The organism is Pseudomonas sp. PS01270 (assembly GCF_029959775.1).
In the GTDB taxonomy this organism is placed as follows: Bacteria; Pseudomonadota; Gammaproteobacteria; order Pseudomonadales; family Pseudomonadaceae; genus Aquipseudomonas; species Aquipseudomonas atacamensis.
Genome location: NZ_JASCPT010000089.1, coordinates 1 through 22,234 on the forward strand (window position 1 = coordinate 1; position 22,234 = coordinate 22,234).

The 22,234-nt window shown below is 60.8% G+C and carries 20 protein-coding genes; 16 read left to right on the plus strand and 4 right to left on the minus strand.

The features are described 5' to 3' along the window. Positions 1 to 86: 86 nt before the first annotated feature. Positions 87 to 1,088 (minus strand): type I glyceraldehyde-3-phosphate dehydrogenase, encoded by a 1,002-nt coding sequence (gene gap, locus QMX86_RS20440; protein WP_016773526.1) that lies wholly within the window; start codon positions 1,086 to 1,088, stop codon positions 87 to 89. A gap of 220 nt (positions 1,089 to 1,308) precedes the next feature. On the opposite strand from gap, the gene edd reads away from it, so the two are divergent. From edd to QMX86_RS20495, 11 genes are all read left to right on the plus strand, one after another. After that, positions 1,309 to 3,135 (plus strand): phosphogluconate dehydratase, encoded by a 1,827-nt coding sequence (gene edd, locus QMX86_RS20445; protein ID WP_016773527.1) that lies wholly within the window; start codon positions 1,309 to 1,311, stop codon positions 3,133 to 3,135. Next, positions 3,132 to 4,091, plus strand: a complete 960-nt coding sequence (locus QMX86_RS20450; protein WP_110602499.1) for a glucokinase — start codon at positions 3,132 to 3,134, stop codon at positions 4,089 to 4,091. Before edd ends, QMX86_RS20450 begins: the two co-directional genes overlap by 4 nt. 174 nt (positions 4,092 to 4,265) lie before the next feature. After that, on the plus strand, positions 4,266 to 4,997 hold the full coding sequence (locus tag QMX86_RS20455) for a response regulator transcription factor (protein ID WP_016773529.1): 732 nt from the start codon (positions 4,266 to 4,268) through the stop codon (positions 4,995 to 4,997). Next, positions 4,987 to 6,456: an ATP-binding protein gene (locus QMX86_RS20460; RefSeq protein WP_282386506.1), complete on the plus strand. Its 1,470-nt coding sequence runs from the start codon at positions 4,987 to 4,989 to the stop codon at positions 6,454 to 6,456. Before QMX86_RS20455 ends, QMX86_RS20460 begins: the two co-directional genes overlap by 11 nt. A 335-nt stretch (positions 6,457 to 6,791) precedes the next feature. Next, on the plus strand, positions 6,792 to 8,051 hold the full coding sequence (locus QMX86_RS20465) for an AGE family epimerase/isomerase (RefSeq protein WP_282386505.1): 1,260 nt from the start codon (positions 6,792 to 6,794) through the stop codon (positions 8,049 to 8,051). Positions 8,052 to 8,169: 118 nt separating this feature from the next. Beyond that, on the plus strand, positions 8,170 to 9,471 hold the full coding sequence (locus tag QMX86_RS20470) for an ABC transporter substrate-binding protein (RefSeq protein ID WP_024014061.1): 1,302 nt from the start codon (positions 8,170 to 8,172) through the stop codon (positions 9,469 to 9,471). 119 nt (positions 9,472 to 9,590) lie between these two features. After that, positions 9,591 to 10,499, plus strand: a complete 909-nt coding sequence (locus QMX86_RS20475; RefSeq protein WP_282386503.1) for a sugar ABC transporter permease — start codon at positions 9,591 to 9,593, stop codon at positions 10,497 to 10,499. Beyond that, positions 10,492 to 11,337 carry a carbohydrate ABC transporter permease gene (locus QMX86_RS20480; RefSeq protein WP_016773534.1) on the plus strand — a complete coding sequence of 282 codons (846 nt, stop codon included), beginning with the start codon at positions 10,492 to 10,494 and terminating at the stop codon, positions 11,335 to 11,337. The genes QMX86_RS20475 and QMX86_RS20480 overlap by 8 nt, the downstream gene beginning before the upstream one ends. Before the next feature lie 2 nt (positions 11,338 to 11,339). Then, complete coding sequence (ugpC, locus tag QMX86_RS20485; protein WP_064364972.1) at positions 11,340 to 12,500, plus strand: sn-glycerol-3-phosphate ABC transporter ATP-binding protein UgpC; 1,161 nt, start codon at positions 11,340 to 11,342, stop codon at positions 12,498 to 12,500. A 228-nt stretch (positions 12,501 to 12,728) separates the two neighbouring features. Next, complete coding sequence (locus QMX86_RS20490) at positions 12,729 to 14,078, plus strand: carbohydrate porin (RefSeq protein ID WP_016773536.1); 1,350 nt, start codon at positions 12,729 to 12,731, stop codon at positions 14,076 to 14,078. Positions 14,079 to 14,386: 308 nt separating this feature from the next. Beyond that, positions 14,387 to 15,241, plus strand: a complete 855-nt coding sequence (locus QMX86_RS20495) for a D-hexose-6-phosphate mutarotase (RefSeq protein ID WP_073472039.1) — start codon at positions 14,387 to 14,389, stop codon at positions 15,239 to 15,241. 122 nt (positions 15,242 to 15,363) lie between these two features. Here QMX86_RS20495 and QMX86_RS20500 read toward each other — a convergent pair whose 3' ends face one another. Continuing rightward, positions 15,364 to 16,224 carry a MurR/RpiR family transcriptional regulator gene (locus QMX86_RS20500; RefSeq protein WP_169842436.1) on the minus strand — a complete coding sequence of 287 codons (861 nt, stop codon included), beginning with the start codon at positions 16,222 to 16,224 and terminating at the stop codon, positions 15,364 to 15,366. Between the two features lie 226 nt (positions 16,225 to 16,450). Here QMX86_RS20500 and zwf point away from each other — a divergent pair, with 226 nt between their 5' ends. The 4 genes from zwf to QMX86_RS20520 all read left to right on the plus strand — a co-directional run bounded on the left by zwf (position 16,451) and on the right by QMX86_RS20520 (position 20,044). Continuing rightward, complete coding sequence (zwf, locus tag QMX86_RS20505) at positions 16,451 to 17,917, plus strand: glucose-6-phosphate dehydrogenase (RefSeq protein ID WP_282387016.1); 1,467 nt, start codon at positions 16,451 to 16,453, stop codon at positions 17,915 to 17,917. Then, the gene (pgl, locus tag QMX86_RS20510; protein ID WP_130928866.1) at positions 17,904 to 18,617 is read left to right on the plus strand and encodes a 6-phosphogluconolactonase; all 714 of its coding nucleotides are present in this window, start codon (positions 17,904 to 17,906) and stop codon (positions 18,615 to 18,617) included. Before zwf ends, pgl begins: the two co-directional genes overlap by 14 nt. Positions 18,618 to 18,634: 17 nt before the next feature. Then, complete coding sequence (locus QMX86_RS20515) at positions 18,635 to 19,300, plus strand: bifunctional 4-hydroxy-2-oxoglutarate aldolase/2-dehydro-3-deoxy-phosphogluconate aldolase (protein ID WP_016773539.1); 666 nt, start codon at positions 18,635 to 18,637, stop codon at positions 19,298 to 19,300. Between the two features lie 171 nt (positions 19,301 to 19,471). Further along, positions 19,472 to 20,044 carry a hypothetical protein gene (locus QMX86_RS20520; RefSeq protein WP_282387015.1) on the plus strand — a complete coding sequence of 191 codons (573 nt, stop codon included), beginning with the start codon at positions 19,472 to 19,474 and terminating at the stop codon, positions 20,042 to 20,044. Here QMX86_RS20520 and QMX86_RS20525 read toward each other — a convergent pair. Together QMX86_RS20525 and QMX86_RS20530 are read right to left on the minus strand one after the other, a co-directional pair. Further along, positions 20,041 to 21,222: an aminotransferase class V-fold PLP-dependent enzyme gene (locus QMX86_RS20525; protein ID WP_282387014.1), complete on the minus strand. Its 1,182-nt coding sequence runs from the start codon at positions 21,220 to 21,222 to the stop codon at positions 20,041 to 20,043. The genes QMX86_RS20520 and QMX86_RS20525 overlap by 4 nt on opposite strands. Before the next feature lie 30 nt (positions 21,223 to 21,252). Next, entirely contained in the window at positions 21,253 to 21,489 is a 237-nt protein-coding gene (locus tag QMX86_RS20530) for a DUF3820 family protein (protein ID WP_003227425.1), read from the minus strand. Positions 21,490 to 21,696: 207 nt separating this feature from the next. On the opposite strand from QMX86_RS20530, the gene QMX86_RS20535 reads away from it, so the two are divergent. Next, positions 21,697 to 22,164 (plus strand): PA2169 family four-helix-bundle protein, encoded by a 468-nt coding sequence (locus tag QMX86_RS20535; RefSeq protein WP_016773542.1) that lies wholly within the window; start codon positions 21,697 to 21,699, stop codon positions 22,162 to 22,164. Positions 22,165 to 22,234 lie beyond the last annotated feature (70 nt).

The window sequence follows — 22,234 nt, forward strand, 5'->3', positions numbered from 1 at the left end:
GGCATCGTGTCAGTCAGCTCCATATTGACTGACAGATAGCTTTCGCGAGCAGGCTCGCTCCCACAAGGATTGGGGGCCGGCCGGGATTATTCGGCGTTACACAACGCCAGGCAGTTATCCAGCATGCGGTTGGAGAAGCCCCATTCGTTGTCGTACCAGGCCAGCACTTTCAGCAACTTGCCGCTGACTTTGGTGTGGTTGGCGTCGAAGATCGACGACAGCGGGTTGTGGTTGAAGTCGCTGGAAACCAGCGGCAAGGTGTTGTAACCGAGAATCTTCGAATGCTGGCTCGCCGCTTTCAGCAGGGCGTTGACTTCGTCGGCACTGGCTTCTTTCTTCAGTTGCACGGTGAGGTCGACCAGCGACACGTTGATCACCGGTACGCGCACAGCCATGCCGGTCAGTTTGCCCGCCAGTTCCGGCAGCACCAGGCCTACCGCTTCGGCTGCGCCGGTCTTGCTCGGGATCATGTTTTGCGTGGCCGAGCGGGCACGGTACGGGTCGCTGTGATAGACGTCGGTGAGGTTCTGGTCGTTGGTGTAGGCGTGGATGGTGGTCATCAGGCCGCTTTCGATGCCCAACTCGCGATGCAGCACCTGCGCCACTGGCGCGAGGCAGTTGGTGGTGCACGAAGCGTTGGAAATGATCTGGTGCGACTGACGCAGAATGTCGTGGTTGACGCCATAAACCACAGTCGCGTCGGCGCCTTTGGCCGGGGCCGAGATGATCACCTTGCGGGCGCCGGCGCTGATGTGCGCGGCGGCTTTGGCACGGTCGGTGAACAGACCGGTGCATTCGAACACTACGTCGATTTTTTCAGCGGCCCACGGCAGGTCGGCCGGGTTGCGAATGGCGCTGACGGCGATGCGGTCGCCATTGACCGTCAGGCTTTCGTTATCGTGCGCCACTTCGGCGTCGAAAGTGCCGTGGACGGTGTCGTATTTGAGCAGATGGGCATTGATCGAACTGTCACCCAGATCGTTGATCGCGACGATCTGCAGGTCTTGACGATAGCCTTGGGTATACAGTGCGCGCAGGACATTACGGCCGATGCGGCCGAAACCATTGATTGCAATTCGAAGAGTCATGGAACAGCGCCGCCGTCGTTTTGTTGTTGGAATTACAAGATTATTCGCATAAAAATAGAAAACAAGCCTTTTTAGTGGCAATATTTTGTTTTATCTACAACGAGTGACCTGAATCAACTGGTCCGAATGGTCAAAAAAGCCGTCTGTCATTCCAACAACAACGGCGTTTGATCAGCATAGACAATCAGGTCGCCACATCCGTTAGCCTGGAGTTCTACACATGCATCCCCGCGTTCTTGAGGTCACCGAACGGCTTATCGCCCGCAGCCGCGCCACGCGTCAGGCTTACCTTGCATTGATTCGCGGCGCCGCCACCGACGGCCCGATGCGCGGCAAGCTGCAATGCGCCAACTTCGCCCACGGCGTGGCCGGTTGCGGCACTGAAGACAAGCACAGCCTGCGGATGATGAACTCGGCGAACATCGCCATTGTGTCTTCGTATAACGACATGCTTTCGGCGCACCAGCCGTACGAAGTCTTTCCACAACAGATCAAGAACGCCCTGCGCGAAATCGGCTCGGTCGGCCAGTTCGCCGGCGGCACTCCGGCGATGTGCGATGGCGTGACCCAGGGCGAGCCGGGCATGGAGCTGAGCCTGCCGAGCCGCGAAGTGATCGCCATGTCGACCGCCGTGGCGCTGTCGCACAACATGTTTGACGGCGCGCTGATGCTCGGCATCTGCGACAAGATCGTCCCGGGCCTGATGATGGGTTCGCTGCGTTTCGGCCATCTGCCAACGATCTTCGTCCCGGGCGGGCCGATGGTTTCGGGGATTTCCAACAAGGAAAAAGCCGACGTCCGCCAGAAGTACGCCGAAGGCAAGGCCACCCGCGAAGAGCTGCTGGAATCGGAGATGAAGTCCTACCACAGCCCGGGCACCTGCACGTTCTATGGCACCGCCAACACCAATCAGTTGCTGATGGAAGTCATGGGCCTGCACTTGCCGGGCGCCTCTTTCGTCAACCCGAACACACCACTGCGCGACGCCCTGACCCGCGAAGCCGCGCATCAGGTCACGCGCCTGACCAAGCAGAACGGCAACTTCATGCCGATCGGCGAAATCGTCGACGAGAAAGCGCTGGTCAACTCCATCGTTGCCCTGCACGCCACCGGCGGCTCGACCAACCACACCCTGCACATGCCGGCCATCGCTATGGCCGCTGGCATTCAACTGACCTGGCAGGACATGGCCGACCTCTCCGAAGTCGTGCCGACCCTGAGCCACGTCTACCCGAACGGCAAGGCCGACATCAACCACTTCCAGGCAGCGGGCGGCATGTCGTTCCTGATCCGCGAACTGCTCGGCGCCGGGCTGCTGCATGAAGACGTCAACACCGTGCTCGGTCATGGCCTGAGCCAGTACACCAAAGAGCCGTTCCTCGATAACGGCGAGCTGGTCTGGCGCGAGGGCCCGACCGACAGCCTCGACGAAAACATCCTGCGTCCGGTGTCCCGCGCGTTCTCGCAAGAGGGCGGCTTGCGGGTGATGGAAGGCAACCTCGGTCGCGGGGTGATGAAGGTTTCTGCCGTTGCGCTGGAAAACCAGATCGTCGAAGCACCGGCGATGGTGTTCCAGGATCAACAAGACCTGGCGGACGCATTCAAGGCCGGTCTGCTGGAGAAGGATTTTGTCGCCGTGATGCGCTTCCAGGGCCCGCGTTCCAACGGCATGCCCGAGCTGCACAAGATGACGCCGTTCCTCGGCGTATTGCAGGATCGCGGCTTCAAAGTGGCGTTGGTGACTGACGGGCGCATGTCCGGCGCGTCGGGGAAAATCCCCGCAGCGATTCACGTCAGCCCGGAAGCTTATGTCGGTGGCGCTTTGGCGCGCGTGCAAGAGGGCGATATCATCCGCGTCGATGGCGTCAAAGGCACCTTGGAACTGAAGGTCGACGCCGCCGAATTTGCAGCGCGCGAACCTGCCAAGGGCCTGTTGGGCAACAATATTGGCAGCGGCCGCGAGCTGTTTGGCTTCATGCGCATGGCCTTCAGCTCGGCGGAGCAGGGCGCCAGCGCCTTCACTTCTGCCCTGGAGACGCTTAATTGAAACTGGCTTTGGTCGGTGACATCGGAGGCACCAACGCGCGGTTCGCGTTGTGGCAAAACCAGCAACTGCAATCGGTTCAGGTGCTGGCCACGGCCGACTTTGCCAGCCCGGAAGAGGCAATCGCTCTGTACCTGAGTGGGCTCGGCCTGGCGCCGGGTTCGATCGGCTCAGTGTGCCTGTCGGTGGCAGGTCCGGTGAGTGGCGATGAATTCAAATTCACCAACAATCACTGGCGGCTCAGCCGCAGCGCGTTCTGCAAGACCTTGCAGGTCGAGCAGTTGTTGCTGACCAACGACTTCTCGGCGATGGCGCTGGGCATGACCCGCTTGCAGCCCGGCGAATTCCGCGTGGTTTGCGAAGGCACGCCGGAGCCGTTGCGCCCGGCGGTGGTGATCGGCCCGGGCACTGGCCTGGGTGTCGGCACCTTGCTCGATCTCGGCGAAGGGCGCTTTGCCGCGTTGCCAGGCGAGGGCGGACACGTCGACCTGCCGCTGAGCAGCCCGCGCGAAACGCAACTGTGGCAACACATCTACAACGAGATCGGCCATGTCAGCGCGGAAACCGCGTTGAGCGGCGGCGGCCTGCCGCGACTGTACCGGGCGATCTGCGCGGTTGATGGCCATGAGCCGAAGCTGGAGACGCCGGAAGCGATCACCGCCGCCGGCCTGGCTGGTGATCCGATTGCTTTGGAAGTGCTCGAGCAGTTCTGCTGCTGGCTCGGTCGCGTTGCCGGCAACAACGTGCTCACCACCGGCGCGCGCGGCGGCGTGTTTATCGTTGGCGGGGTGATTCCACGCTTCGCCGATTTCTTTCTCGCCAGCGGCTTCGCCCGCTGCTTCGCCGACAAGGGCTGCATGAGCGATTACTTCAAAGGCATCCCGGTGTGGCTGGTGACCGCGCCGTATTCCGGCCTGGTCGGCGCCGGTGTGGCGCTGGATCAAGCAACACCTGCATAGAGATCGTTCCCACGCTCCGCGTGGGAATGCCTCAAGGGACGCTCCGCGTCCAGTGACGCGGAGCGTCACGGGCTGCATTCCCACGCAGAGCATGGGAACGATCAACAGGCGACAAATTTTCCAGGTTCATCAGGCATAATCCGCCCCAACTCCAACAACAAGGATGCCTTCGAAGTGAGCTCAGTCAACAAGTCGATATTGTTGGTCGATGACGACCAGGAAATACGCGAGTTGCTGGAAACCTACCTGACCCGCGCCGGGTTTCAGGTGAGGGCCACCGCCGATGGTGCCGGTTTTCGTCAGGCGCTCAACGAGGCGCCGAGCGATCTGGTGATCCTCGATGTCATGCTGCCCGACGAAGATGGTTTCAGCCTGTGCCGCTGGGTGCGCCAGCATCCGCGTCAGGCGCAGGTGCCGATCATCATGCTGACCGCCAGCTCCGACGAAGCCGACCGGGTGATCGGTCTGGAACTTGGCGCTGATGACTACCTCGGCAAACCGTTCAGCCCGCGCGAACTGCAAGCGCGGATCAAGGCCCTGCTGCGTCGCGCACAATTCGCCCACGAACGCAGCGGCAGCGAAGTGCTGGTCTTCGACGACTGGCGCCTGGACACGGTCAGTCATCGGCTGTTCCACACCGACGGCGAGGAAGTGATTCTTTCCGGCGCCGATTTCGCCCTGCTGAAACTGTTCCTCGACCACCCGCAGCAAATCCTCGACCGCGACACCATCGGCAACGCCACCCGTGGCCGCGATCTGATGCCGCTCGATCGCATCGTCGACATGGCCGTCAGTCGTTTGCGCCAACGCCTGCGCGACACCGAAAAACCGCCACGGCTGATCCGCACCGTACGTGGCAGCGGTTATCAGTTGGCAGCCAATGTGGTTGCCGGCAATGCTCACTGAGGCGCTGGGCAAATTCGCCGGTCGCATGCCCGTGCCGCGCTCGCTGCTCGGGCGGATGCTGCTGCTGACTCTGCTCGCGGTGCTGTTCGCGCAGACGCTGTCGAGCGTGATCTGGGTATCGCAGTTGCGCGCCACCCAGCTCGAAGGCCTGGTCACCAGTGCCCGAAGCCTGGCGCATTCGATGACCGCCAGCGTCAGCTATTTCCGTTCCCTGCCGGTGGCCTACCGACCGCTGGTGCTCGATCAATTGCGCAGCATGGGCGGCACCCGATTTGTCGTGACGCTCAATGACAAACCGCTGGGCATGGACGTGCTGCCGGTGACGCCCCGCAAGGCTGCGGTGATGCAAGCGGTGGACGAAGTGCTGCGCCAGTCTCTGGGCCATGACACGGATATTTCGGTGACCTTCGTCAGCCCCGAAGACCTGCGGATTTTCAACGCCGGGCTGAAACTTGATGAGTTGCCGCGCTCGTGGGCGCATTACGCGCTGACCCTGGAGCCGGTGAATCCGCCGGTGCTGGTCACGCAGATTCAAATGGCCCCGGGGGAATGGCTGTACATCGCCTCGTTGCTGCCGGAGCCGTACACCAGTCTCGAAGAGCAAGGCCTGCCGGCGCAGCAGGTGTGGTTTATCGTCCTCACCAGCGGCTTTTTGCTGTTGTTCATCGGCCTGCTGGTGCACTGGCAGAGCCGGCCGCTCAAGCGTCTGGCGCGGGCAGCGCGGGACCTGTCGCTGGGCGCCGATGTCGAGCCGGTGGCGGAGGGCGGCGGCAGTGAAGTGGTGGAGGTGGGCCGAGCGTTCAATACCATGCGCGAACGCATCAGCCGTTACCTGACCGAACGCAGCCAGTTGTTCAGCGCGATTTCCCACGACCTGCGCACGCCGATCACCCGCCTGCGCTTGCGCGTCGAGCTGCTCGAGGACGAACAGCTGCAAGCCAAGTTCGGCCGCGATCTGGATGAGCTGGAGCTGCTGGTCAAAGGCGCGTTGCAATGCGTGAAAGACACCGACATCCACGAGAACATCGAGCCGGTGGATCTCAATCATGTCCTCGATTGCCTGGTCGAGCCGTATCTGGCGCCGAACGGCAATGGCCGCGTCACTCAGCATGGCCGCGCGCTGTCGGCGTATCCGGGCAAACCACTGGCGCTCAAGCGCTGCATCGGCAACCTGATCGACAACGCCTTGAAGTACGGGCAGAACGCGCACCTGCACATCGATGACGATGACAGCGCGTTCGTTTTGCATGTCGACGATGAAGGCCCGGGCGTACCACAGCAACGGCTGGAGCAGGTGTTCGAGCCGCACTTCCGCCTGGCGGGGCAGCAGCAGGGCTACGGATTGGGACTGGGCATTGCGCGCAACATTGCCCATAGCCATGGCGGCGAGGTGACGTTGCAGAACCTGCGTGAAGGTGGGTTGCGGGTGACGTTGCAGTTGCCTCGGTCTGTGGATTAACCCCGAAAAGCCCCTCACCCTAGCCCTCTCCCAGAGGGAGAGGGGACCGATTGGGGGATGCTTGAGAGATACGCCGACCTGAACGTGCAATATCGAATCCCAAATCGGTTCGGGGCATTACCCAATCCATAATCGACTCAGTGGTTCCAGGTCGACGGAGGACGCAAGACACCTCGGTCGGCCCCCTCTCCCTCCGGGAGAGGGTTGGGGTGAGGGTGCTTTTGCTCTTCTCTTTTGTCACGAGCCAGTGACAAACCCCGCCCCCTTCGTTACAAGCCCGCCCCGGCCCGTTGTTTAGACTGCCCGCAGTCCTAACAACAAAAAAGGGTCACGCCATGGACACCTTTCACCCAGACTTCAGCAGTTGGCTGAACGCCCCTGCCCACCAGCAATGGCTAGCCGCCGAAGGCCTGCGTCTGCTGGATTTCGCCAAGGCATCACGACTGCCCGAAGGCTTCGGCAATCTCGACGAGCGCGGCCGTTTGCCGGCGCACGCGCAAGCCGAAACCATGAACACCGCGCGCATGACCCACAGCTTCGCCATGGCGCACATTCAGGGCCTGCCGGGATTTGCCGAGCTGGTCGACCACGGTATCGCCGCGTTGCGCGGACCACTGCGTGATGCGTTGCACGGCGGCTGGTTTGCGGTTGCCGGACACCGCGACGACAACACCGGCAAGAACGCCTATCTGCACGCCTTTGTCGCGCTCGCCGCCAGCTCCGCCGTGGTCGCACAACGGCCCGGCGCTCAAGCTTTGCTCGATGACGCCATCGACATCATCGACACTTATTTCTGGAGCGAAGAAGAGGGCGCCATGCGCGAATTCTTCAATCGCGACTGGAGCGAAGAAGAAGCCTATCGCGGCGCCAACAGTAACATGCACGCGACCGAAGCATTCCTCGCGCTGGCCGATGTCACCGAAGATCCGCGCTGGCTGGTGCGCGCCCAGCGCATCGTCGAGCGGGTGATCCATGGTCACGCTGCGGCCAACGATTACATGGTCATCGAACACTTCGATCGCGACTGGCAGCCGCTGCGCGAATACAACCACGACAATCCGGCTGACGGTTTCCGTCCTTACGGCACCACGCCGGGCCACGGTTTCGAGTGGGCGCGCTTGCTCCTGCACCTTGAAGCCGCACGGGTACAGGCCGGCATGCTGACGCCGGGCTGGCTGGCGACTGATGCGCAAAAACTCTTCGAAAACAACTGCCGGCACGGCTGGGATGTCGATGGCGCGCCGGGCATCGTCTACACCCTCGACTGGGATAACCAGGCCGTCGTTCGCCATCGCCTGCACTGGACGCACGCCGAAGCCAGCGCCGCCGCCAGCGCCTTGCTCAAACGCACCAGCGACGCGCAATACGAAACCTGGTACCGACTGTTCTGGGAATTCTGTGAGACGAATTTCATCGACCGCTGCAACGGCAGCTGGCACCACGAACTCAATCCGCAGAATGTGCCAAGTGCCGATATCTGGCCGGGCAAGCCCGATCTGTATCACGCCTGGCAGGCTGTGCTGATTCCGCGATTGCCGCTGGCGCCGAGCATGGCCACGGCTTTGGCGCGGTTGTCCCAGCCTGTTCCTGTGTAACCATGTCGTGACATTTACGCGTCCCTTCGTTACCTGCGAAGCGAAACGCTCTGTTTAAACTCCGTGCAGCGCAAGCACCAGACTTGCAATGCATAACAACAAGAAAGGTACATCTCGAATGAATGCGATTTCTCGCCTCGCTACTGTCATTTCTGTCGCCTCCCTGTTCCCGCTCGCAATCCTGCCGCTCAGTGTCTCCGCCGCCGATTCCAAAGGTTCGGTGGAAGTCGTGCACTGGTGGACTTCCGGTGGCGAAAAAGCCGCTGTCGATGTGCTCAAGGCCCAAGTCGAAAAAGACGGTTTCACCTGGAAGGACGGCGCTGTCGCCGGTGGTGGCGGTGCGACTGCCATGACCGTGCTGAAAAGCCGTGCCGTCGCCGGCAACCCGCCAGGCGTAGCGCAGATCAAAGGCCCGGACATCCAGGAATGGGCGTCGACCGGCCTGCTCGACACCGACGTTTTGAAAGACGTCGCCAAGTCGGAAAAGTGGGACAGCCTGCTCGACAAGAAAGTCTCCGATACCGTGAAGTACGACGGTGATTACGTGGCCGTGCCGGTGAACATTCACCGCGTGAACTGGCTGTGGATCAACCCGGAAGTCTTCAAGAAAGCCGGCATCACCAAGAATCCAACCACCCTCGAAGAGTTCTACGCAGCCGGCGACAAGCTGAAAGCGGCGGGCTTCATTCCGCTCGCCCACGGCGGTCAGCCTTGGCAGGACAGCACCGTGTTCGAAGCCGTGGTGCTCTCGGTCATGGGCGTGGATGGCTACAAGAAAGCCCTGGTTGATCTCGACAACAAGGCGCTGACCGGCCCGGAAATGGTCAAGGCGCTCACTGAGCTCAAGAAAGTCGCGACCTACATGGACGCGGACGGCAAAGGCCAGGACTGGAACCTCGAAGCGGCCAAGGTCATCAACGGCAAGGCCGGCATGCAGATCATGGGTGACTGGGCCAAGTCCGAATGGACCGCCGCCAAGAAAGTTGCCGGCAAGGACTACGAGTGCGTAGCGTTCCCGGGCACCGACAAGGCGTTCACCTACAACATCGACTCGCTGGCCGTGTTCAAGCAGAAGGACGCAGGCACTGCGGCCGGTCAGCAGGACATCGCCAAAGTCGTGCTGGGTGAGAACTTCCAGAAAGTCTTCAGCATCAACAAAGGCTCGATCCCGGTGCGCAACGACATGTTGAACAACATGGACAAGCTCGGCTTCGACTCCTGCGCACAGACCGCTGCCAAAGACTTCCTCGCGGACGCCAAGTCCGGCGGCCTGCAACCAAGCATGGCGCACAACATGGCGACCACGCTGGCCGTGCAGGGCGCGTTCTTTGACGTAGTCACCAACTACATCAACGACCCGAAAGCCGACCCGGCCGATGCGGCGAAGAAACTCGGCGCGGCGGTTCAGTCGGCCAAATAGGCGCCTTGACGGCGAGCTGCAAGCTTCAAGCTTCAAGCTGCAAGTTAAAGGCTTGCGCGCTGCTGGTCTTGTAGCTTGCAGCTTGCAGCTGTTCTTCTCTTTCTTTTCTGGATTTGCTCATGAGTTCTGTTGCTGTGTTCAGCAAGGCCTCGCCGTTCGATGCATTGCAGCGCTGGCTACCGAAACTGGTGCTGGCGCCGAGCATGTTCATCGTGCTGGTGGGCTTCTATGGCTACATCCTGTGGACGTTCATTCTGTCGTTCACCACCTCGACCTTCCTGCCCAACTACAAGTGGGCCGGTCTGGCGCAATACGCGCGGTTGTTCGACAACGATCGCTGGTGGGTGGCGAGCAAGAACCTCGCCGTGTTCGGCGGCATGTTCATCGGCATTACCCTGGTGATCGGCGTGTTGCTGGCGGTGTTCCTCGACCAGCGCATCCGTCGCGAAGGCTTTATCCGCACCATTTACCTGTACCCGATGGCGCTCTCGATGATCGTCACCGGTACCGCATGGAAATGGCTGCTCAACCCGGGCATGGGCCTGGACAAATTGTTGCGTGACTGGGGCTGGGAAGGCTTCCGTCTGGACTGGCTGATCGACCCTGATCGCGTGGTCTACTGCCTGGTGATCGCCGCTGTGTGGCAAGCCTCGGGCTTCATCATGGCGATGTTCCTCGCCGGCCTGCGTGGCGTCGATCAATCGATCATCCGTGCGGCACAGATCGACGGCGCGAGCATGCCGCGCATCTACTGGAAAGTCGTGCTGCCAAGCCTGCGTCCGGTGTTCTTCAGTGCGGTGATGATCCTCGCGCACATCGCGATCAAGAGCTTCGACCTCGTTGCGGCAATGACCGCCGGCGGTCCGGGTTATTTCTCCGACCTGCCAGCGATGTTCATGTATTCCTTCACCTTCAGTCGCGGCCAGATGGGCATGGGCTCGGCCAGTGCGATTCTGATGCTCGGTGCGATCCTCGCGATCATCGTGCCTTACCTGTATTCCGAGCTGAGGACCAAGCGTCATGACTAGTCTTGCTGCCAAACCTGCGATCAGCTTCAGTCGCATCGCGATCTATGCGGTGCTGATCCTCGCGGTGTTCCTCTATCTGGTGCCGCTGGTGGTGATGTTGCTGACCAGCTTCAAGACCCCGGAAGATATCAGCACCGGCAACCTGCTGAGCTGGCCGACCGTGGTCAGCGGCATCGGCTGGGTCAAGGCCTGGGCCACGGTTGACGGCTACTTCTGGAACTCGATCAAGATCACCGTACCGGCCGTCATCATCTCCACCGCGATCGGTGCGTTGAACGGTTACGTGCTGTCGATGTGGCGTTTCCGGGGTTCGCAGTTGTTCTTCGGTCTGCTGCTGTTCGGCTGCTTCCTGCCGTTCCAGACCGTGCTGCTGCCGGCCTCGTTCACCCTCGGCAAGATGGGCCTGGCGAGCACCACCACCGGCCTGGTCTTCGTGCACGTGGTCTACGGTCTGGCGTTCACCACGCTGTTCTTCCGCAACTACTACGTGAGCATTCCCGATGCGCTGGTCAAGGCTGCGCGTTTGGATGGCGCCGGGTTCTTCACGATTTTCCGCCGCATCATTCTGCCGATGTCGACGCCGATCATCATGGTCTGCCTGATCTGGCAGTTCACCCAGATCTGGAACGACTTCCTCTTCGGGGTGGTGTTCTCCAGCGGTGATTCGCAACCGATCACCGTGGCGCTCAATAACCTGGTCAACACCAGCACCGGCGCCAAGGAATACAACGTGGATATGGCAGCGGCGATGATCGCCGGCCTGCCGACCCTGCTGGTCTATGTGGTCGCAGGCAAGTATTTCGTGCGCGGGCTGACGGCCGGCGCGGTCAAGGGGTAATCATGGCTACGCTTGAACTTCGCAACGTAAACAAGACCTACGGGGCCGGCCTGCCGGACACCCTGAAGAACATCGAACTGTCGATCAAGGACGGTGAATTCCTGATCCTCGTCGGCCCGTCGGGCTGCGGCAAATCGACCTTGATGAACTGCATCGCCGGTCTGGAAACCATCACCGGCGGCGCGATCATGATCGGTGATCAGGACGTCAGCGGCATGAGCCCCAAGGATCGCGACATCGCCATGGTGTTTCAGTCCTACGCGCTGTACCCGACCATGAGCGTGCGCGAGAACATCGAATTCGGCCTGAAGATCCGCAAGATGCCGCAGGCAGCGATCGACGAAGAAGTCGCCCGCGTCGCCAAGCTGTTGCAGATCGAACACCTGCTCAATCGCAAGCCGGGCCAGCTCTCCGGTGGTCAGCAACAGCGCGTGGCGATGGGCCGTGCTCTGGCGCGGCGGCCGAAGATCTACCTGTTCGACGAACCGCTGTCGAACCTCGACGCCAAGCTGCGCGTCGAGATGCGCACCGAAATGAAACTGATGCACCAGCGTCTGAAAACCACCACGGTCTACGTGACCCACGACCAGATCGAAGCGATGACCCTGGGCGACAAGGTGGCGGTGATGAAGGACGGCATCATCCAGCAGTTCGGCACGCCGAAAGACATCTACAACGACCCGGCCAACCTGTTCGTCGCAAGCTTCATCGGTTCGCCGCCGATGAACTTCATCCCCCTGCGTTTGCAGCGCAAGGACGGTCGTCTGCTGGCGCTGCTCGACAGCGGCCAGGCGCGCTGCGAATTGCCGATGAGCATGCAGGACGCCGGCCTTGAAGACCGCGAAGTGATCCTTGGCCTGCGCCCGGAGCAGATCGTTCTGGCGAACGGCGAGGGCAATGGTCTGCCGAGCATCCGCGCGGAAGTGCAGGTCACCGAACCGACCGGTCCGGACACCCTGGTGTTCGTCAACTTGAACGACACCAAGGTCTGCTGCCGACTGGCGCCGGACGTGGCACCGCAGGTAGGCGAAAGCCTGACGCTGCAGTTCGATCCATCGAAAGTGTTGTTGTTCGACGCCAATACCGGTGAGCGCCTCGGCACTGCCGGCCAACCGCAGACCGATGCGCGGTCTGCGAACGTCGCCCAGTTCAAGGGGCGCTGAGGAACAAATGTGGGAGCGAGCTTTTGTGGCGAGGGGATTTATCCCCGTTGGGTCGCGCAGCGGCCCCATAAAAGCGGGGTCTGCTACGCAGCCCATCGGGGATAAATCCCCTCGCCACAGGGTTCACTCCTATAAGGAGCACGCGGTGTCCGGCCTGTCGAGCACTGCACTTTATGTAAACCGCGTTAGATAAAAACAGTTAATAACAATAAAGACGAGGATGTAGGGATGAAAAAGAAACACGTCAATGCCCGGTTGATCTGCCAGGTTTCAGCGGCAGCTGCACTGGTGCTGGCCGGTAATGCAATGGCGGCGGATGCGTTCAGCTCCGACTCCAAGTGGATGACCGGCGACTGGGGCGGTGAGCGCACCAAGCTGATCGAGCAGGGTATCGACATCAAGGCCGACTACGTTGGCGAGATGGGCGCCAACCTGAACGGCGGCTACAACGACGACAAGACCGCGCGTTACGCCGACCAGTTCGGTCTGGGCGTGGCCCTCGACCTGCAGAAACTGTGGGGCTGGGATAACACCCAAGCGAAGATCCAGCTGACCAACCGAAACGGCTACAACATCTCCAACGACCGCGTTGGCGATCCGCGTGCCGGCACCCTCAGCTCCTCGCAGGAAGTCTACGGCCGTGGCCACATGGTGCGTCTGACCCAACTGTGGATCCAGCACCAGTTCTTCGACAACAAGCTCGACGTCAAGGCCGGTTACTTCGGCGAAGGCGAAGACTTCAACACCTTCCCGTGCGACTTCCAGAACCTGGCGTTCTGCGGTTCGCAAGTGGGTAACTGGGCGACCAACATCTGGTACAACTGGCCCGTCAGCCAGGCCGCGATCCGTGTGAAGTACAACATCAACGACGAGCTCTACGCGCAGATCGGTGCGTACAACCAGAACCCGTCGCAGCTGGAACACGGCAACGGCTTCAAGCTCAGCGGCAGCGGCACCAAGGGTACCGTGCTGCCGGTTGAATTGGTCTGGTCGCCGAAGGTCAACAGCCTGCCGGGCGAATACCGCGTCGGTTACTACAAGAGCACGGCCGATGCCGACGACGTTCGCGAAGACGTCAACGGTCTCGATGCGGCAACCACCGGTGACGACTACAAGTCGCACAACAGCAAAAGCGGTTACTGGTTCGTTGCGCAACAGCAACTCACCAGCCACAACGGTGATGCGACTCGCGGTCTGAACATCGCCGCCAACGCGACTTTCCACGACAAGGACACCAACTTCATCGACAACTACCAGTCGGTGATGTTTGTCTACAAAGGCCCGTTCGATGCGCGTCCGAAGGATGACATCGGTATTGGCGCTGCGCGTATCCACGTCAACAAGGACGTCAAGCGCAATGCTGAACTGCTGAACGCTGCGAACGGTGTGTCCGACTACGACAATGCCGCGTTCTCGCCGATTCGTGAAACCGAATACAACTACGAGCTCAACTACGGCATCCATGTCACCAACTGGCTGACCGTGCGTCCCAACCTGCAATACATCACCCATCCGGGCGGTGTGGATGAAGTCGATAACGCTTTGGTCGCTGGCCTGAAAATTCAGTCAACGTTCTGACGCGTCTGCGATAAGCTCCTCTCTATGTGCGCATTTTGCGGACAGCCAAGGCTGTCCGCTTTTTTTTGTGACACAGGTCAGATGTGTTGCTTGATGATTTTTTGTGGCTGGAGAGCTTTTTGTGGCGAGGGGATTCATCCCCGCTGGGCTGCGAAGCGGCCCCAAAGCCATCCACTGAGGTGTATCAGCGAGAGGCCGTTTTCCAGGTTTGCGACTGCTTCGCAGTCGAACGGGGATAAATCCCCTCGCCACAGTATTCAAGGGTCACAAAGGTAATTGTACCCCCATGATTTTCAGGACCGTAGCCAATGCATGAGCATCCGCTGCAACGCTTCTTCAAATCCCTGCGCGAGCGACCGGTGTTCGCCTGGGAGCGCTATCAGATGCGCGACGTGTTGGTGATCGATCATCCGCTGTGTCAGGCGGTGTTCAGTCGTCAGGGCGCGCAGTTGCTGCATTTTCAGCCGCGCGGGCAGAAGCCGTGGTTGTGGTGCGCGGCGAAGTGGCCGCATGTCGGCGCGATTCGCGGTGGCGTGCCGGTGTGCTGGCCGTGGTATGGCCGTCATCCGAGCGAAAACGCCTGGCCGTCGCACGGTTGGGCGCGTCTGCTCGATTGGAAACTGCTCGACAGCAGCAGCGCCGAGGATGGCGTGCGCCTGCACTGGCAACTGCAGCTGTGCGATTGGCAGGTCGACCTGCACGCGCATCTGGGCGAACGCATGGAATTACGCCTGAGCACCGAGCATCAGGACGACATGCCGTGCCAGTTGAGCCAGGCTTTGCACGCTTATTGGCGTATTGGTGATGTTGGTGAGATAGCGCTGTCTGGCCTCGAAGGCGCGCAGGGTTATGACCAGTTGAATCGTCAGGTTTGCCAGCAGGAAGGCGAGTTGCGCGTCGATGGCGGCTGTCAGCGGGTGTTCCAGCATGACGGCGAATTGCAGCTCAAGGATCACGCCTGGCAGCGCGAGTTGTGCATCGATACCGGTGACAGCGGCGACACCGTCGTCTGGCATCCCGGCGCGCGGCCGTTGCTGGGGGTGAGCTGGGACGAGGTATCGGAATTCGTTTGCGTAGAAGCAGCGGCGGGCGGCACCGACAGTCTGCACCTGGCGCCGGGGGAGAAGGCGCATTTGAGTTTGCAGGCGTGGGCGGCGGCCTGATCGTTCCCACGCTCTGCGTGGGAATGCAGCCCGGGACGCTCTGCGTTCCTTTCGGAACTGGAACGCGGAGCGTCCCTTGAGGCATTTCCACGCAGAGCGTGGGAACGATCAGCCGTCAGAGATCAATTGAACTCGTCACCCACCGGATACCGGCTGGCATTCAAGCTCTCTTTGATCTTGCGCAGATGCGGCTGGAAATCCACGCCACGGCGCAAGGTCATCCCCGTCGCCAGCACATCCAGCACGGTCAACTGAATGATCCGCGACGTCATCGGCATATAAATGTCGGTGTCTTCCGGCAACGGAATATTCAGGCTCAAGGTACTGGCCTTGGCCAGCGGTGAATTCTCCGCCGTCAGGCCCAGAACCGAAGCACCGTTCTCCCGGGCAATCCGCGCCACTTCCACCAGCTCACGGGTACGCCCGGTGTAGGAAATGATCACGAACAGCTCACCGGTGTGCGCCACCGAAGCAATCATTCGCTGCATCAACACATCGGCATGCGCGGTGACCGCAAGGTTGAAGCGGAAGAACTTGTGCTGCGCATCCAGCGCCACCGGGGCAGAGGCGCCGAGGCCGAAGAAATGGATCTGCCGGGCCTGGATCAACAGGTCGACGGCGCGGCTGATCAGGTTCGGGTCCAGCGCCTGGCAAGCACTGTCCAGGGAGGCGATGGCGCTGCCGAAAATCTTCTGCGTGTACGCCTCGGGATTGTCGTCAGCCTCGACCGCGCGGCTTACATACGCCGCGCCACTGGCCAGGCTCTGCGCCAATTGCAGCTTGAGTTCGGGGTAGCCGCTGACACCGAACGAGCGGCAGAAGCGGTTGACCGTCGGTTCGCTCACCGAGGCGGCCTGGGCGAGGGCGGCGATGCTGAAGCGGGTGGCCTGCTGCGGGTTGAGCAGGATCACCTCGGCGACCTTACGTTCGGCCTTGTTCAGCTCTTCAAGGCGACTCTGGATCTGTTCCAGTAAATTTCGCACGCGGTCCATATGGAATTCCTGATTCACCGACGCAGAGTTGCGTCGGGCTATGCAAATTGGGCCTTTGATATGGCCCGTGACGGTGGCCTATCCTACTGATGCGTCCGGGCGACCACCACTCGGATTGAGTATTCTGCGAAAATGTTGTGGTTATTACTACATTTTCCCTTGAGTGATGCCTTGAAAAAAGGTATTTGTAGCTTAACTTGATAAAAGAACAAACATCATGCCTTCCATTACGGTTGAATCGTGCACCTTTGCCTTGTTCGGCGCGCTTGGCGATCTGGCCCTGCGCAAGCTGTTTCCTGCCCTGTATCACCTTGACGGTGCCGACCTGCTGCACGAGGACACGCGAATCATCGCGCTGGCCCGTGAGCCCGGCAGCGAGCAGCAGCACATGGCGTTCATCGCCGCCGAATTGCGCCGTTACGTCGGTAAAGAGCTGAACGAAACCGTAGCCGAGCGCTTTCTCGCGCGCCTGACCTACCTGCACGTCGACTTCCTCAAGGCTGAGGATTACGTGGCGCTGGCGGAACTGGCCGGCAGCAGCCAGCGCATGATTGCCTACTTCGCTACTCCGGCGGCGGTGTACGGCGCGATCTGCGAGAACCTCGAGAAAGTCGGTCTGGCCGAAAATACTCGCGTGGTGCTGGAAAAACCGATCGGCTCTGACCTGGAGTCCTCGCGCAAGGTCAACGACGCCGTAGCGCAGTTTTTCCCGGAAGACCGCACCTACCGCATCGACCACTACCTGGGCAAAGAGACCGTTCAGAACCTCATCGCCCTGCGCTTCGCCAACAGCCTGTTCGAAACCCAGTGGAACCAGAATTACATCTCCCACGTGGAAATCACCGTGGCCGAGAAGGTCGGCATCGAAGGCCGTTGGGGCTATTTCGACAAGGCCGGCCAACTGCGCGACATGATCCAGAATCACCTGTTGCAGTTGCTCTGCCTGATTGCCATGGACCCGCCGGCCGACCTGTCCGCCGACAGCATCCGTGACGAGAAAGTGAAAGTGCTCAAGGCGCTCGCGCCGATCAGTCCGGAAGGCCTGACCACACAAGTGGTGCGCGGTCAGTACATCGCCGGCCACAGCGAGGGGAAATCCGTTCCGGGTTACCTCGAAGAACCGAATTCCAACACCCAGAGCGACACCGAAACCTTCGTCGCCCTGCGTGCCGACATCCGCAACTGGCGCTGGGCCGGCGTGCCGTTCTACCTGCGTACCGGCAAGCGCATGCCGCAGAAGCTGTCGCAGATCGTCATCCACTTCAAGGAACCCTCGCACTACATTTTCGCCCCGGAGCAGCGTCTGCAGATCAGCAACAAACTGATCATCCGCCTGCAACCGGACGAAGGCATTTCCTTGCGCGTGATGACCAAAGAGCAGGGCCTGGACAAGGGCATGCAACTGCGCAGCGGCCCGCTGCAACTGAATTTCTCCGACACCTGGCGTAGCGCGCGGATCCCCGATGCCTATGAGCGGTTGTTGCTGGAAGTGATGAACGGCAATCAGAACCTGTTTGTCCGTAAAGATGAAATCGAAGCCGCGTGGAAGTGGTGTGACCAACTGATCGCCGGGTGGAAGAAATCCGGTGACGCGCCCAAGCCGTATGCGGCCGGGTCGTGGGGGCCGATGAGCTCCATTGCTTTGATCACGCGGGACGGGAGGTCGTGGTATGGCGATATCTGATGTGCAACTGCCGACGGGCGTGACTGCCCGCGAATTCAACAGCCCGGTGCTGCTCGCCGAAGGCCTGGCGCTGAACGTTGCCAAGCAACTGAGCGACGCCATTGCGGCACGCGGCAACGCGGTGCTGGTGGTGTCGGGTGGTCGTAGCCCGGTAGCGTTCTTCCAGCACCTGGCCAAGCAGGAGCTGGACTGGTCGAAGGTCGTTGTGACCCTGGCCGACGAACGCTGGGTGCCGGTGGAACATGCCGACAGCAATGCCGGCCTGCTCAAGCAGTATCTGCTCAAAGGCCCGGCAGCCAAGGCACAGTTCCTCAGCCTCTACAGCGCGGCGGCCAACGTCGAGCAGGCTGCTGAACAGGCTGATCGCTTGCTCGCGGAATTGCCGCCGATCGACGTGCTGGTGCTGGGCATGGGCGATGACGGTCACACCGCGTCGCTATTCCCCGACAGCCCGAACCTCGCCGTAGCCCTGCAAGCCGATGGTACGCGCCGTTGCTGGCCGATGCTGGCGCCCAGCGTGCCGCGTCAGCGCCTGACCATGAGCCGCGCGCTGCTGGCCTCGGCCCGGCACAAGATTCTGTCGATTTCCGGTCAATCGAAACTGACCACCCTGAATGCCGCGCTGGCATCCGATGACGTTGCGGCCATGCCGGTGCGCGCGTTTCTGCAACCTACGTTAGAGATTTACTGGTGCCCATGAGCCAAGGAACAGCCGCTATGACAACCCCATCCCCGACCGTTTCCATGGCGGACAAAGTTGCCCTGATCGACAGTCTCTGCGCCAAGGCGCGGATCCTGCCAGTGATCACCATCGCCCGCGAACAGGACGTGCTGCCGCTGGCCGACGCCCTCGCCGCCGGTGGCCTGACTGCGCTGGAAGTGACCCTGCGTTCGCAGTTCGGCCTCAAGGCCATTCAGATCCTGCGTGAACAGCGTCCGGAACTGATGACCGGTGCCGGCACCGTGCTCGACCGCAACATGCTCGCAGCGGCGGAAGCGGCCGGTTCGCAATTCATCGTCACCCCGGGCATCACTCGTGACCTGCTCGAAGCCAGCGTCGACAGCCCGATTCCGCTGTTGCCGGGCATCAGCAACGCCTCGGGGATCATGGAAGGCTACGGTCTGGGCTATCGCCGCTTCAAGCTGTTCCCGGCGGAAGTCAGCGGTGGCGTGGCGGCAATCAAGGCCCTCGGCGGCCCGTTCGGCGAAGTGAAGTTCTGCCCGACTGGCGGCGTCGGCCCGGCCAATATCAAGAGCTACATGGCGCTGAAAAACGTCATGTGCGTGGGCGGTAGCTGGATGCTTGATCCGGAGTGGATCAAGAACGGCGACTGGGCCCGCATTCAGGAATGCACCGCCGAGGCCCTGGCGCTGCTGGACTGATCGTTACCCCTACACCTCGTTGTGTGCTTTACGGCTTTATGGTGCGCTTGGTCGGCGCACCTTTTTTTTGCGCTGAAAAAACTGCCGATACATGCCGCGATACATAGTTACTGCACGCTGGCTTTTTCACGGGGTTAATCTGCGTCCATCTTATGGAAGAGAGAACGCCTCATGGACGACCGTCAGTCTCTGACCCTTACACCACAATCCCGTTATCAACCGCAGCAAACTTCCCTCGGCCGCCCAGCAGCCGATTCCCGAGTGCGCAATATCACCCAGGGTGTCCAAGGCCTGCCGCTGATCCTGCGTCTGTCGCTGGTCGATGCGATGACCAGCGAGCCGGTCATCGGCGCGCTGGTGCGCATTCAGCAGCGTGTCGATGGCGACAACAGCCTGGGCGGCAGCCAATCCACCGACAGCCATGGCATCGTCCGCTTCACCAGTATCTATCCGGATCGACCTGCGCACGGCGCTGTTTGCTTGAAGCTGAACGTATTCATTCCCGGCGACGAAGCAGGAGCGCAAGCTCACCACGAGGCCTGGGCCGGCACCTTGCACCTCCCAGGCCGCTGCGGCTGTGAAGGTGCCGCCGAGGACGCCTTGCGGTTGGTATTGCAGCCGATCGCCGGCGCCGATCTTGAAGACGGCGCCTTCGCCTGCCAGACCCTCGGCATCGACACCTTCGCCGTGTCGTCGCAGCTTGGCCTCGAAGGCTACGAAAAAAATTCCGGAGCGCCGTTCTAGCGCAGTTGGTCCAGCGCCCGAACCAGCTGCTCCATTTCGCCGGCCGTAGTGGTCAACCCCGGGGTGATGCGGATACAAGGCCCGCATGCGGCGCCGGTGCGCACCACGGTGAACAGGTTGAATTCGCTGAGCAGACGCTCGGCCATGGCCTGCTGATCGGTATGCCGGGTGAAGCGCAGCGCGGTGATCCCGCAATACAGTTGCGGGTCGTCAGGCGTCAGCACTTCGATGCCCGGCAGGTGTCGCACGGCGCTGACCCACAGGTTGCGCAGGTAACTCAGGCGAGGGCTTTTGGCTGCGGCGCCGCCGAGCGCGTCGTGCTCTTCGAACACCAGCGGCAAGGTCATCAGCGCCGGGATGTTCGGCGTGCTGTACGAGGTGCGCGCGCGAATATCGCTTACTGGGTAATGCATCTCGCCCATGTCCGGATCAATGTCAGCCAGACGCTGCGGAGCAATATAGATGAAGCCAAGGGTCAGCGGTGCGCCGATCCATTTGTGCAGGTTATAACCGGCGAAAGCGATGCCCAACGCTTGCAGGTCGAATTCAATCTGGCCGAGGGCGTGGGCACCGTCGAGGATGATGTCGACGCCATGCTCTTTGGCCAATGCGGCGATGGCTTGCACCGGCATGACCAGACCGGTGCGATGGGTGACATGGGTCAGCGCCATCAGTTTGAGCTTCGGGTGGCGGGTGAAAGCTTCCCGGTAGCTTTCCAGCAGGCTGTCGAAACTGGCGGGATGGTGGTGCGTAATCTCGATGACCTCAACGCCACGCTGTTTCGCCAGCCAGCGCATGGCGCCTTTGACCGTGTCGTACTCAAGGTCGCAGATCAGCAGCTGATCGCCCGGTTGCAGGCGATTGTAATTGCGGATCAGCGATTGCAGGCCTTCGGTGGCATTGCGCGTCAGCGCCACGCTTTGCGCGCGCACGCCGATCAGTTCGGCCAGTTGCGCGCGGATCTCAAGGTTGTCGTGCTGTTCAAAGCGCTGGCGCACATAAATCGAGTTGCTGGTGTTGATCAGCTCGATATTGCGCTGGTACTCCTCGATCACCGTGCGCGACATGCGCCCGAAGTAACCGTTTTCCAGGTTGACCGGGCCGGGCTGCACATCGTATCGGTCGGCGAATGTCTGCCAGAAGGCTTCGTCACGGGCGCGGCGGGTGTTGTCAGGCATGGTCGGCAAGGCTCAAGAGGGAAGGGCGCGTCAGTGGCGCGGGGCGGGTTTGCCGTGTTTGGCGCGCAGCGGTTCGAGCAGGTCGGACAGGCCGTTGTGGTCGATCTCCTGCATCAACGCCAACAGGCCACCGAGTTCACCGTGGGGAAAGCCTTCACGGGCGAACCAGTTCAGATAGGGGCCAGGCAAGTCGGCAATGATCCGCCCTTTGTATTTGCCGAAGGGCATCTCGCGGGTGATCAGCAGTTCGAGTTTTTCCGGATTCATCAGCACGCTTCATCGATTCACATGACAGCCTGGAAAATACAGGCATTCTGCATGCAGGCCAAATGACAGATCATGCAAAAAACCAGCATACAGATGGTTCAATCTTTCTTAAGTCACTGAAAACAAAGATATTTTTACCTGGAGCGAAGCTGGCACGCACACTGCAATATCCCTTGCATCTTCAACCCATCGCAAGGAATTGAAAAAATGACCGACATGAATAAAGAAGCCATTTCTGTACTCAACGACCTGATTGAAACCTGCAAGGACGGTCAGGAAGGGTTCAAGACTTGCGCCGAAGACATCAAGCACCCAGAACTGAAAACCCTGTTCGTGCAGCGCTCCGCCGATTGCGCCACCGCAGCAGCCGAGCTGCAGGCTCAGGTACGTTCGCTGGGCGGTGATCCGGAAACTTCGACCAGCGTTGCCGGTGATCTGCACCGTCGCTGGGTCGACGTCAAATCCATGTTCACCGGTAAAGACGAAGAGGCTGTGCTGAACGAAGCCGAGCGCGGTGAAGACCATGCGCTGAAGGCTTATCGTGAAGCGATCGAGAAGATCAACAAGCACAATCTGGTTGGCATCAAGGATCTGGTTGAGCGTCAGTACCACGGCGTACAACGCAACCACGACCAGGTGAAAGCCCTGCGTAACCAGGCTCGTGCCAACTCTTAAGCTGCACTGAAACAACTGTGGGAGCGAGCCTGCTCGCGAATTCGGTGTGTCATGCAATGTTGCTTTTGCT

Coding starts and splice junctions, on each gene's coding strand:
- gap (WP_016773526.1), bottom strand. CDS start 1,088: ATGACTCTTCGAATTGCAATCAATGGTTTCGGCCGCATCGGCCGTAAT.
- edd (WP_016773527.1), top strand. CDS start 1,309: ATGCATCCCCGCGTTCTTGAGGTCACCGAACGGCTTATCGCCCGCAGC.
- QMX86_RS20460 (WP_282386506.1), top strand. CDS start 4,987: ATGCTCACTGAGGCGCTGGGCAAATTCGCCGGTCGCATGCCCGTGCCG.
- QMX86_RS20465 (WP_282386505.1), top strand. CDS start 6,792: ATGGACACCTTTCACCCAGACTTCAGCAGTTGGCTGAACGCCCCTGCC.
- QMX86_RS20470 (WP_024014061.1), top strand. CDS start 8,170: ATGAATGCGATTTCTCGCCTCGCTACTGTCATTTCTGTCGCCTCCCTG.
- QMX86_RS20475 (WP_282386503.1), top strand. CDS start 9,591: ATGAGTTCTGTTGCTGTGTTCAGCAAGGCCTCGCCGTTCGATGCATTG.
- QMX86_RS20480 (WP_016773534.1), top strand. CDS start 10,492: ATGACTAGTCTTGCTGCCAAACCTGCGATCAGCTTCAGTCGCATCGCG.
- ugpC (WP_064364972.1), top strand. CDS start 11,340: ATGGCTACGCTTGAACTTCGCAACGTAAACAAGACCTACGGGGCCGGC.
- QMX86_RS20490 (WP_016773536.1), top strand. CDS start 12,729: ATGAAAAAGAAACACGTCAATGCCCGGTTGATCTGCCAGGTTTCAGCG.
- QMX86_RS20495 (WP_073472039.1), top strand. CDS start 14,387: ATGCATGAGCATCCGCTGCAACGCTTCTTCAAATCCCTGCGCGAGCGA.
- zwf (WP_282387016.1), top strand. CDS start 16,451: ATGCCTTCCATTACGGTTGAATCGTGCACCTTTGCCTTGTTCGGCGCG.
- pgl (WP_130928866.1), top strand. CDS start 17,904: ATGGCGATATCTGATGTGCAACTGCCGACGGGCGTGACTGCCCGCGAA.
- QMX86_RS20515 (WP_016773539.1), top strand. CDS start 18,635: ATGACAACCCCATCCCCGACCGTTTCCATGGCGGACAAAGTTGCCCTG.
- QMX86_RS20520 (WP_282387015.1), top strand. CDS start 19,472: ATGGACGACCGTCAGTCTCTGACCCTTACACCACAATCCCGTTATCAA.
- QMX86_RS20525 (WP_282387014.1), bottom strand. CDS start 21,222: ATGCCTGACAACACCCGCCGCGCCCGTGACGAAGCCTTCTGGCAGACA.
- QMX86_RS20530 (WP_003227425.1), bottom strand. CDS start 21,489: ATGAATCCGGAAAAACTCGAACTGCTGATCACCCGCGAGATGCCCTTC.
- QMX86_RS20535 (WP_016773542.1), top strand. CDS start 21,697: ATGACCGACATGAATAAAGAAGCCATTTCTGTACTCAACGACCTGATT.